Raw genomic sequence first — 10817 nt, 5'->3', positions numbered from 1 at the left:
AGCCGCACTTGGTTATGTAATCGGTGTCGTCGCTGGTAGTGGGATTGTTTGGCCCGGTATTGGTGGCGGCGGCGCCAGGTCGACCACCGCCAGATGGTCGCTCGGTCGGGTATTGGTCTGGTTATGTGTGCCAGAAGACGGCGGATTTTGCCGAGGGTGAGCGAGATGAGGCCGCTGCCAATGTTTTTGGGGATATGGCGGCGGTGACGGCGAGGTAGGTGTGGGCGAGCATCGCGAGGGTGATGTGGCGGTACCAGGTGTCGTAGCGGCGGACCTGGTAGTGGTCGAGGCCGATCTCGGTTTTCGCGGTGTGGAAGCAGTCCTCGATGGCCCAGCGGGTGTCGGCGACCCGGATGAGGGTGTCGTCGCTGGTGCCGGTGGGTGCGTAGCACATGTAGTAGGCGAGCTCGAGTTCGCCTTTGCTGTTGGGTGTCAGGGCCCGGCGTGCGAGTAGCCGGCGGCTCCAGTCGGGGTCGGCCGAGATGCACAGAGCTGGAAAACACCCGTGATGGACGATCCATGAGGTGCCGTGTCCGAATATCGGCTTCTCAGTGTTCTCTCAGCTTGACCCGAATTGAACCCCCACAGGCCCCTACCTGCGGCTTTGTGTCGATCGGTGTCGATGCCGTTCTTCATCCAGATGAATAACCGCAGGTAGAGAGCGTGAGTGGGTGTAGTGGTTGTGTCCAGAGGGGGACTCGACCACTACGCCCACGCGTTGTCGGCCGGTGTGACGCTGTGCCTGGAGCCGGGATGCCAGAGCAGTTTCTTGTAGCGGAAGGAGGCGGGCAATACGGTCGGTTCGATGCCTGCTCATGGCATGGCTGTGCCGCAAGCGCAGGGAGTCGAACCGCTGTTCCGCGCCGGCGGGCTGGGGCGCTATCGGGTGTGTAGTGTGCGCACGAGCCTCGTGACGGCGCGGCGGCTGGTCAACGTGATGACCGTGGTCGGGCCGTGCTCGGCGAAAAGCTGCCGCATGCGTGGTCTCATTCGGCGGCGGTAGCTCCCGATGTAGGTGAGGAAATCGAGGGTGATCCGGTCGTGGACGCCATCGTGGTGCTGTCCGCCCCGATATCCCACTCGCCGCTGCAGCACCCCCAGCAGGCAGGTGAGCGCGGGTAGGTCCAGGAAGATCACCGTATCGGCGCGGTGCAGCCGGATCGGGAGCGTGCCGGCGTAGTTGCCCTCGATGATCCATCGGTCCGCGGCCACCAGCTCGCGCTGGCGGGCCGCGAATTCCTCGTGGTCCAGGGTGTTCCATGCGTTGTCGTAGTAGATGGCGTCCAGATGTGTGACGGGAAGGCCCGACAGGGCGGCCAGCCGGTGAGCGAGGTGGGTCTTACCGCTTCCCCCACATCCCACGATCAGCACCCTGTCCATGGAGGTCAACCTACTCACCGTGACCGTCCTCGTCGGGCGGTATCCGTTCGACCTCGGTGGCCTTGTCTTTTGATGGCATGGCCGGGGCCACGACAACCGCGTCCCATTCGGACAGGAGTCGCCCGAATGCGAACATACGGGGACGCAGGTGGTGATGCAGATGTGGCCCGAATCGCAGGGGGTGGCCGAGCGATGGAACGCAGCACGGTTGCGGATCGCGCTACACAAAACCTATGGGCGTCTGGCCGAGTGGCGCTGCGCCCGACGCCGAATCCGTCTCCGGTAGCGGGTGGTATCGGTCGCGAGATGCTCTGGTGTTGCGAGTGCTCGGCCTCTCGGTGGGGTCCCGGGTAGCGCTGGCGAAGTTTCGGTCGGATATAGCCGCGACCTGCGGTGATATCGAGGTGTGGGTCCTGGTTCGTGGGCTGGTGATCGCTGCCGCTTCGTTCTGACCCGGTTTGCGGGGTCGAGTGCTGGGGTGGTTGGTGTCAGAGAAGATGTTCTCCAAGGAACAGTTGGAGCAGCTGCGGTCGTTCCCGGAGATCACCAGGGACGAGCTGATCAAGTTCTTCACGTTGACGCCAGCGGATCTGGCGTTCGTGGATCTGGGGCGTAGTCGTGGGCCGGCGGACCGCTTGGGCCTTGCTGCGCAGCTGGCGAGTTTGCCCTGGTTGGGTTTGTGCCGGATGAGGTCACTGCGGCGCCGGCTGCGGCGGTGGCCCAGGTGGCCGAGCAGTTGGAGTTGGACCCACGAGTGTTGCAGGGGTACGGGAAGCGGGTGCATACCCGTATCGATCATCTGGCGCCGGCGGCGAAGTATCTGGGGTGGAAGAGCGCGGCGGCCGGTAGCACGGTGATGAAGGAGCTGGAGCAGTTCCTGCTCGACCGGGCGATGGAGCATGATTCACCGACGTTGCTGTTCGACCTGGCTCGTGAGCATCTGCTGGCTGCGAAGGTGATCCGGCCGGGTCCGATCGTATTGGCGAAGACGATCGGGTCGGCCCGCAAGGGCGCCGGTGATCTGACCTCTCATCTGCTGGCGCCGATGCTCACCGGGCAGCTGCGGGCGGACCTGGAGCGGATGCTTCTGGTGGAAGCCGGGTTGGGGATGACCCGGCTGGGGTGGCTGAACAGCCCGGCCAGGAACGCCTCGGCGTCGGCGGTGAAGATTTCGATCGAGAAGCTGGCTTGGTTCCGCGGCATCGATGCTCACCAGCTGGGTCTGTCGATGCTGCCGAACGAGCGGCGCCGGTTCCTGGCCACGGTCGCCCGTCGCTCGACCAACCAGGGGGTTGCGCGGCGCGGGGACCGCAAGTTCCCGATCCTGCCGGTGCTGGCCGATCCGTCGATCCCGGACGAGCAGGTCGGTGGCATCGTGCGGGACCGGATCGGGATGCAGATGCTGCAGGAGCTGAACACCGACACCTGGACGCCGTTGTCGAAGGACCGCGGGCGGCTGTCGGAGCTGGACTCCTCCTACACCTACCTGCGGCAGTTCACGCCGAATGTGCTGGCTGCGATCGACTTCCGTGGCGGTCCGGGCACCAGCGCGCTGATGCAGGCCGTGGCCGTCCTCGAGGAGCTGAACCGGGTTGGCGGCCGGAAGGTCCCCCTTCGACGCGCCGACCGGATTCATCCCGGCCAAGTACACCGACTACCTGGACAAGGTCCGCAAGTCCGGGGAAGACACCGCCTACCGGCACTATTGGGAACTGTGCGTGACCTTGTGCCTTCGGGACGGGCTCCGCTCCGGAGACGTATGGGTGCCGGGGTCGCGCCGGTATGCCGACTCGGCCACCGAATTCCTGGCCTGGCTCAATGAATCCGATCTGACCCTGCGCAGCTGCGACCAGGCCACCCTCGACCGATGGCACGCCACGCATCTTGTCCACCAGCGCGCCAGCAGCAAGCCGTTCTTCAACTGGGCGAAATCCACCGATCTCATGCCCCAACTGGACATCCCGGCCACACCGGCCCGACCCGGCAACCGCTCACCCAGCACCAGCACCTGCGGAGCCTGCGGAAGCTACTCACCGACAACGAGTGCGACCTCCGGTTGCGGATCGCGTTCATCTTGCTGCTGCTCTACGGTCAGCCGCTCAGCAGAATCGTCCGGCTCACCGTCGACGATGTCCTCACCAGTGGCGACGGCGTCTCGATCCGATTCGGTGAACCACCGACGCCGGTTCCCGAACCCTTCGCCGGCCTGGTCCTCGACCTGACCGACCAGCGCACGAATATGCGGACCGCGACGAACCGAGCTCCCGCTGGCTGTTTCCAGGCCGCCGCGCCGGCCAACCGCTCCGCCCCGAAACCCTCGGCAAGCAGTCGGCCAAGAACAGAACCGAGTCCCCACCATCACCGGCCGGGTTTCCGCCCTGCGGCAACTCGTCCTGCAAGCACCAGCGCCGGTCGTCGCCGACGCCCTCGGCATCCACTACACCACCGCCCACCGGCACCGCGACCACGCCGCCGGCACCCGGAACCACCACACACCAGGCGACCACAGCCGCTGATCGCTACCAGCCCGAAGGGCCCGAATACCGACTACCTGAATACCGGTCCCTGCCAGTCCAGAACCCGCAGTATCGCATTTTCGGAGTCATCACCGCCGATTGTCGAGGACGTGGTGGATGAGTGCGACCGGATTCTGGTCCTGGCCCGAACGCCGGACGGGCCGGCTTTATGCCCGGCCCGTGGTGCCGAGTCCGGCCGGGTTCACAGCTATCACGAACGCACACTCGCCGACGTCCCTGTGGATGGCCGGGCGGCAGCCATCCGGGTGCGGCTCCGGTGTCTTGTCTCCCCAACAGTGAACTGCTGCAACACGTTTTGTGAACAAGTGCCTGGTGTGGTGGAACATTACCAGCGGTGGACTGTCCGCCTGGCCTGGCAGGTGCGTGCAGTGGTGTGGGAGCCGGCCGGGCGGGCTGCCACACGGCTGCTGTCGCGGCTGGCAGTGCGGTGGTCCCGCCATACCGCTGTGCGGATCCTATTACGCGTTCCAGCGCCACAGCAGCCGGTGCCACGGTTGTCCGAGCGCGGGCCGATAGGCCTGCCCGCCGTCCAAAGGTGCCATTGCTGCGCGACAATACCTGATTGGGTGCCCACATCGAACAACAGCTGCGGTATGAAGCGCAGTCCCGAACAGATCAGCCGGTGAATGATCGGCGGTACTCGGTTGGTGACACCCCGAGGTTGGCCTGGAAGTGCTTTCGCAGGTTCGCGGCGGACCCGAGGCCGCTGCGTCGGCCGACCTGGTCGACCGACAAGCCGGTCGACTCGAGTAGGTCCCGAGCCCGGTTGATCCGCTGCCCGAGCAGCCATTGACCCGGAGTCGTGCCGGTGGCGGCGTGAAACCGTCGCACAAAGGTGCGGGTGCTCATCTTGGCCTGCTGCGCCAATCTGTCCACGCTCAACTCTGCGTCGAGGTGATGTTGTATCCAACTCAGCACCGACGCCATATCGTCATCGGCCGCCTGCGATACCGAGGTGTCGATGAACTGCGCCTGACCGCCGGTCCGGTGCGGGGAGGCCACCAGTCGTCTGGCGAGCTGGTTGGCCACATGAGCACCCAGGTCGCAGCGGACCAAGTGCAGGCACAGATCCAGACCGGCGCTGCGTCCGGCGCTGGTCAACACGTCACCGTCGTCGACGTACAACACGGTCGCGTCGACCTCGACCTCGGGATAGCGTCCGGCCAGGGTGTCGGCCTGTAACCAGTGCGTCGTCGCTCGCCGACCATCGAGCAGCCCCGCTGCCGCGAGTGCGAACGCTCCGCTGCACAACGAAACCATCCGTGCACCGGCTGCAGCAGCCGAACGCAGTGCGACGATCAGGTCCGAGGGGACGGGGTTGTCCGAATGCAGGCACGAGTGCGGCAGCGCTGGGACGATCACCGTCTCGGCTCGGACCAGCTCGTCGAAGCCGTACGGGGTCGGCATGACGAAGCCGGCCTCGGTGTGCACGCTTGCCGAGGCCGACGCACACACCCTCAGCTCGTACCACGGGTCAGCGAGATCGGCGCGGCTGGGACCGAACACTTCAGTAGCGATGGCGATCTCGTACAAGGGCATGTCGTCGACCAATGCCACGGCAACAGAACCGACAGTCATAGCGGCCATGATATGGCAGAAAAGTTGCGCATATAGGCAGTTTTGCCACTCGCCGTTGGCGAGAATTGGTGGAAATCTGACTGCCGCAGCACCCACTCATACCCGATGCTTTGCACTGAGGACGTCACCGATGAATGCACACCCCTCACGGGAAATTGGGTCGATGACACTCGACCGGTTGAAACAGTTCGCCGCAGCGTGGCGCGACAAGGACCTCGACGCACTGATGTCGTTCATGGCACCGGACTGTGTGTTCAACGCCTCGGTCGGGATCGAACCCGGTACCACGTTCGAAGGCCATGACCAGGTACGGCGAGGTTTCGAGCTGATGGCAGCATATGACTCGAGCACGGACACCCGGTTGGGGCTCGTACTCGTCTGCGGATCACACGGTGTTGTCCAATGGAGACATACCCGGGCCGACGGGACCCATACCGAAGGGTGCGACATCTACGAATTCCGCGGCGACCTCATTCGAGTCAAAGACGCCTATCGCAAGGTGAACGCGGTACTGGTGAACGCTCCGTCGGATCACAACCACAGGGAGTGACATTGCCCGGTCAACAGACATCAGTGAAGCAGTCGGTGGTCGAACTGCGCCAGTACACCCTTCACCCTGGCCAAAGGGACACGCTCATAGAGCTTTTCGACCGGGAATTCGTGGAGACGCAGGAAGCAAGCGGTATGCGTGTCGTCGGACAGTTCTATGACCTCGACGATCCGGATCGGTTCGTATGGATACGCAGCTTTCGGGACATGCCGTCACGAAGCCGAGCACTCACCCGATTCTACGTCGAAGGTGAGTCCTGGAGGACCCATGGGCCTACGGCGAAAGCCACCATGATCGACTCCGCCAACGTCATGCTGCTCCGACCGTTGAGTTCGGATACCGTCTTTCCGCCACCCGGCACGACACGACCGCCGCTGGGAAGCCAAGACCTGCCCGACTCTCGATTCCTGGCCACGATCTACTACCGCGACGAGCCGGTCGACGCAGAGTTCGTCGATTTCTTCGAATACGAGGTCGCGCCAACCATGCTCGACACCGGAGCGGTGGTGTCGGCTTGCTTCGAAACCGAGCCTGCCGAGAATACCTTCCCTCGGCTGCCGGTACGCGAGGGGGAGAACGCGTTTGTCTGGTTCTCCCGGTTCGACAGCGCGAGGGCCTACGCTGACCACCTCGACAAGTTGACCATATCGAAAACGTGGAACCAGCAGGTACGCCCGCGACTGGCGAGCCTGCTCGTCTCTGCGCCAGAGCACCTTCTTCTTGCTCCAACAAGCCGATCACAACTCCGCTGACCTTGATAACTCATCGGCTGGTGTTCTGACACAGCAATGATCTGCACCGTGTTGACGAAGCTGTCGGGGTATACGTCGATGTGCAGCTTCACAAAGCATGCCGGCGTCTTACGAAGAAGTGTGGTGCGGCCCAATTTCAAGCGGTTTGCCGGCTCTTGACCAGTATCCGCCGCATCGGACCGAGAGGGCGTCTCATGTGGGGAGTTTCTTGTAGCAGGTAAGTCCGGCGGAGATTGGTAGGAAGGCTGCGAAGTGATCGCCGTGGCGTTCGTAGCGGATGGCCGGACGTCGGTATCCGATGAGCCGGGGGATCGTGCGTTCGGTTCTCCAGCGATGCCGGCCCAAGCGGGTGGGATCTTCGATGCCGCGACATGCGATGCGGGGAATACTGCGCCGGCACCGCAGTAGGTGGCGGTGAGCGGCCGAGTCGTAGCCTTTGTCGGCGCGTAACCTCGCCAAGAGCAGTGTCGAGGCGGTCGGCACCGGTCCACTCGGCGACGACGCTTCATCCATGGGCTGGGGTTTGACCCGGATGCTCGGCGCGATCCAGGGGCGGGGTTGCGGGGGCGATGTGGAGGGCACCTTCGTTGAGGTCGAGCATCAGCGCCCCAGAGGTCGTTTGCAGCCTGCTACGTAACTGATCGGGTATGTAGTCCATCGTGGCGATTCGGTTGTGGTAGTTGAGGAAACTGTGACATCCGATCGCCTTGGCCCCCACCCGGCGTGGGCCGGCGACAGCGTCGGTCAATGTCCACAAAGCGTTTTCGGCCGGCTGGATGATATCGATGGCGTCCAGGTGTCGTGACCGGATCTGGTCGGCAAAGAACTTCGCTGCGAAGTGGCGATAGAGCACATACTCCGACGCACCGGTCCACTTGGTGTGTTCTATCGTCGCCAGGAATGCCTCCCAGAACGGCCGCTGGTGCTGATCCTCCACTCGCCGCATCAGGTCCGTGAGGATTTGCCTGTCGAACACCATGTGATGCTGCATCCCGCTGTATGGGTCGACCGGCCGCCACTCGGCAAGCAGCCGGGTCGCCGCGGTGATCGCGGAGTGGCGGTCGGGGATCGCGTGCCGGCGGGTGTCGAGGCGCCATTGCAGCGGATACCCGAGTGCCAGGCAAGATCTGCCATCGTTCTCGACGAACACGACATCGTCGACGAACGCGTAGTCCGCATCGAGCACCAGGATGTGCCGGCCCGTGCGAGGCAGGATGTGGAAGCAGTTCAGTTTGATCAGCTGCTGGAAATACCAGGACGAGTTATGGTGATTGCCGCCCGCTGTGCGTAGGGTCACCGCGATGGAGGCCGGTGTCGGCGAAACCGCTTCCTCATCGATCCACTGCACCGCGTGCTCGGTCCGCACCTGGGCGAGCAGACGCGCGGACCCGACGACATTCACCGATCGGATCGGATTACGGCAGTGCGCCCTCAAGCCGGCGATACAGGCGTCGAGGCCAGGTAGGTCCTTCGCTGCTACCGGGATCATGACGTCGATCGCCGGTAGGCACGCAGTGTCGATGGTCACGTTCACACTCCCTGTAAGCGGACCGGCGCCGGTAACCATAGCCAGGGATCGTGGCTCGGAAAGCGTCGGGACCCATGCATTTCATCACTGGCGGTCAGCGAGTGCCATTGGTCTCGGATGAGTCAGGCTTGCCCAGGGTGCCGATTCGTGTGTTCTGTGCGTATACGATACCGATGGGGTAAGCGCTACGCAGTAATGGCGACTGTCAACGATTGAAGACGTCATGACAGACGTCGACGAGAATATTTCGACCGGACAAGGGAGCAGCTGCGCATTCCGCGCAGTCGGGGTGCTCTGGGCAGCTTGGCCGTGCTGCTACTGGGTGTCTGGGGCGCGCTCGTCCCGTTCCTCGGGTCCTAGTGCTGCGTTCCTCAAATATCATGTATCTTGTTGCTGGTCTTGATGTTCGGGTGTAGTCGAGTTGGGTTCTGCCGAAGGTAATGGTTGCGCGTCCGGCACGGGATGTGCTGGAGGAGCGAAAGGTTCGCAAGATCGCGGGGGCTCGGCATGCTCCGGGTGATTGGATCCGGCGGGCGCGGATGATCACGGCGAGTTGGGATGGGAAGTCCACAGCGCAGATCGCGGGCGAGCTCGGCTGCCATCCACAGACGGTGCGAGAACGGTTGCACCGGTTCAACGCTCACGGTCTCGATGGGCTCGGTGATCGTCGAGGAGCAGGACGTAGACCTCGGTTGACCGAAACAGAGCGCAGCCGCATCGTGGCCTTGGTCGCGACGACGCCGCCGGGGCGTTTGACCCGCCCCCCGATGGTGCCCTGGAAGCCGAGCGGGACGGAGCGCCGTCGAGCTGGACGCTGGATTCGCTCACCGCGGTACTACGCGACGAGGGGATGGTCGTCGGCCGTAGTCAGGTACGCAGAATTCTTGTGGCAGAGGGGGTTCGCTGGCGTCGGCCGCGGTCGTGGACGATGAGTAAGGACCCGTACTTCGTCCCAAAAGGACCCACATCGTCGGTCTCTACACGCAGCCACCAGAAGGCGCCACGGTAGTCTGCGCCGACGAGTTGGGCCCGGTCTCGCCCCGCACCTTCGCACCCCCACCTGGGTGGTCGGTCGACGGGCACAGGATCAAGGTGCCCCTGGAATACTCGCGAGGCCCCGACCGAGTCTGGGTATACGGATCGATCCGCATCCGCGACGGCCACGCCATCACGTTCACCGCCTCCTCCCGCAACAGCGTCAACTACCAGCGTTTCCTGGAACTGGTCGAGCAGGCCAACCCGGTCGGCGATATCTACGTGATCACCGACAACCTGTCCAGGCACAACAGCAAATCCACCCGCGAATGGCTGCAAGACCATCCACGGATCAAACACGCGTTCATCCCTGTCGGAGCGTGCTGGCTCAACCTGCAGGAGCCGTGGTGGCGGATCTTCCGCCGCGAAGCCCTCGCCGGCCAGACCTTCGTCGCCGCGACCGAAATCGACCGTGCCACCCACTAGGCCACAGCCGCGCTCAACGCTCGCGCGCGACCCTGGATCTGGGGACGTCCCGCCCCGAAACCGAGGGCCTTACGCCGCCGGTTTATATACCATCTTTGAGGAACGCAGCCTAGACGAGTGATTCCTAACCCGGCTGGGGGCGAGGAGTTCGAGTTTTGACGTGGCGGAGGGTATCGACGTCGATTTGTGACGAAAGACCTCGATACCCTCCTGACCGCACTCTACGTGCACATCGATGACCATGTGGTGCGGATGCCCCCACGGCCCGGTCGGCCGAAGAGGTTGACCGACGCCGAGTTGGTCTGCCTGGCGGTTGCCCAGACCCTGCTGGGCTTTCCGTCCCAGCACCACTGGCTGCGCTTCTGCTACAGCCGACTCGGCACGATGTCCCCGTACCTGCCCAAACAACCCGGCTACAACAAGCGGATCAACGCGGCCGGGCCCTTGATCGCCGCGACCCTCAAGCAGTTGGCCGCGCAGGTCTCGGCCGGAAGCGACGGGTTCCGGTTCATCGACTCCACCCCGATACCGTGCGGGACCTCGGTGTCCACCCGCAAGCGGTCGGAGTTGCCGGGCTCGCCAGCTTCGGGTCCCAGATCCGGGTTACCCGTGAGCAAGGTAGGGACGTTGACATAGGTATAGCCCACACTGTTGCTGGTTCCCCCGCCGGTGGTCACGGTGACCTGCACCGTCCCGGCCACACCCGCGGGCGCCACGGCCGTGATCTGGGTGGCGGAGTCGATGGTGAACGAGGTCGCCGGTGTGCCACCGAAATTCACCGCGTTCGCGGCGGTCAGTGCCGTCCCGGTGAGCACGACGGTGGTCCCACCGGTCACCGGTCCCGCGTTCGGGGCGATTGCGGTGAGGGCGGGCACGGCGATATAGGTGTAGGCGACCCCGTTGCTGGTGCCGCCGGCTGTGGTGACCCTGACCAACACCGTCCCGACCGAATGGGCGGGCGCCACCGCCGTGATCTGCGTCGATGAATTCACTGTGAACGACGTCGCCGGGGTACCGCCGAAACTCACCGT

General features: G+C 64.1%; 10 protein-coding genes and 2 pseudogenes. 6 read left to right on the top strand and 6 right to left on the bottom strand.

Going from position 1 to position 10817, the window contains the following annotated elements; genetic code table 11:
- Window positions 1-121: 121 nt before the first annotated feature.
- From ON20_RS39315 to ON20_RS40030, 3 genes and pseudogenes are all read right to left on the bottom strand, one after another.
- A pseudogene (locus tag ON20_RS39315) lies at window positions 122-454 on the bottom strand (IS701 family transposase); the annotation flags it as partial.
- A gap of 425 nt (window positions 455-879) precedes the next feature.
- Window positions 880-1398 (bottom strand): P-loop NTPase family protein, encoded by a 519-nt coding sequence (locus tag ON20_RS26875; RefSeq protein WP_218002646.1) that lies wholly within the window; start codon window positions 1396-1398, stop codon window positions 880-882.
- Entirely contained in the window at window positions 1391-1516 is a 126-nt protein-coding gene (locus ON20_RS40030) for a hypothetical protein (protein ID WP_281032915.1), read from the bottom strand. The genes ON20_RS26875 and ON20_RS40030 overlap by 8 nt, the downstream gene beginning before the upstream one ends.
- 97 nt (window positions 1517-1613) lie before the next feature.
- On the opposite strand from ON20_RS40030, the gene ON20_RS38170 reads away from it, so the two are divergent.
- Window positions 1614-1832, top strand: coding sequence for a hypothetical protein (locus ON20_RS38170; protein WP_218002645.1), 219 nt, complete (start codon window positions 1614-1616; stop codon window positions 1830-1832).
- 45 nt (window positions 1833-1877) lie between these two features.
- Window positions 1878-3202 (top strand): annotated as a pseudogene (locus ON20_RS26870) (DUF4158 domain-containing protein).
- A gap of 1330 nt (window positions 3203-4532) precedes the next feature.
- Here ON20_RS26870 and ON20_RS26865 read toward each other — a convergent pair.
- Window positions 4533-5495: a helix-turn-helix domain-containing protein gene (locus tag ON20_RS26865; protein ID WP_040840085.1), complete on the bottom strand. Its 963-nt coding sequence runs from the start codon at window positions 5493-5495 to the stop codon at window positions 4533-4535.
- A 163-nt stretch (window positions 5496-5658) separates the two neighbouring features.
- On the opposite strand from ON20_RS26865, the gene ON20_RS26860 reads away from it, so the two are divergent.
- Both ON20_RS26860 and ON20_RS26855 read left to right on the top strand, forming a co-directional pair.
- Complete coding sequence (locus tag ON20_RS26860) at window positions 5659-6045, top strand: nuclear transport factor 2 family protein (RefSeq protein ID WP_051163395.1); 387 nt, start codon at window positions 5659-5661, stop codon at window positions 6043-6045.
- Window positions 6042-6797, top strand: a complete 756-nt coding sequence (locus ON20_RS26855; RefSeq protein WP_218002643.1) for an NIPSNAP family protein — start codon at window positions 6042-6044, stop codon at window positions 6795-6797. Before ON20_RS26860 ends, ON20_RS26855 begins: the two co-directional genes overlap by 4 nt.
- Window positions 6798-7302: 505 nt before the next feature.
- Here the strand turns inward: ON20_RS26855 and ON20_RS26845 are convergent.
- The gene (locus ON20_RS26845) at window positions 7303-8325 is read right to left on the bottom strand and encodes a DUF6492 family protein (protein ID WP_157229037.1); all 1023 of its coding nucleotides are present in this window, start codon (window positions 8323-8325) and stop codon (window positions 7303-7305) included.
- Window positions 8326-8765: 440 nt separating this feature from the next.
- Between ON20_RS26845 and ON20_RS40395 the strand changes: the two genes are divergently transcribed.
- Window positions 8766-9257, top strand: a complete 492-nt coding sequence (locus ON20_RS40395) for a helix-turn-helix domain-containing protein (RefSeq protein ID WP_218002642.1) — start codon at window positions 8766-8768, stop codon at window positions 9255-9257.
- 34 nt (window positions 9258-9291) lie between these two features.
- Window positions 9292-9786 (top strand): IS630 family transposase, encoded by a 495-nt coding sequence (locus tag ON20_RS26840; protein WP_218002647.1) that lies wholly within the window; start codon window positions 9292-9294, stop codon window positions 9784-9786.
- A gap of 413 nt (window positions 9787-10199) precedes the next feature.
- Here the strand turns inward: ON20_RS26840 and ON20_RS26835 are convergent.
- On the bottom strand, window positions 10200-10817 hold a 618-nt coding region (locus ON20_RS26835; RefSeq protein ID WP_169332385.1), incomplete at its 5' end, for an IPT/TIG domain-containing protein.

It is taken from the genome of Nocardia brevicatena NBRC 12119 (genome assembly GCF_000308495.1).
GTDB lineage: Bacteria > Actinomycetota > Actinomycetes > Mycobacteriales > Mycobacteriaceae > Nocardia > Nocardia brevicatena.
This window is presented reverse-complemented; position numbering and strand designations above follow the sequence as displayed.

What these genes read in the sequence shown, in the direction of transcription:
- ON20_RS40030 (WP_281032915.1), bottom strand. Translation starts at nt 1,516, where the DNA reads ATGTTCGCATTCGGGCGACTCCTGTCCGAATGGGACGCGGTTGTCGTG.
- ON20_RS38170 (WP_218002645.1), top strand. Translation starts at nt 1,614, where the DNA reads ATGGGCGTCTGGCCGAGTGGCGCTGCGCCCGACGCCGAATCCGTCTCC.
- ON20_RS26865 (WP_040840085.1), bottom strand. Translation starts at nt 5,495, where the DNA reads ATGACTGTCGGTTCTGTTGCCGTGGCATTGGTCGACGACATGCCCTTG.
- ON20_RS26860 (WP_051163395.1), top strand. Translation starts at nt 5,659, where the DNA reads ATGACACTCGACCGGTTGAAACAGTTCGCCGCAGCGTGGCGCGACAAG.
- ON20_RS40395 (WP_218002642.1), top strand. Translation starts at nt 8,766, where the DNA reads ATGGTTGCGCGTCCGGCACGGGATGTGCTGGAGGAGCGAAAGGTTCGC.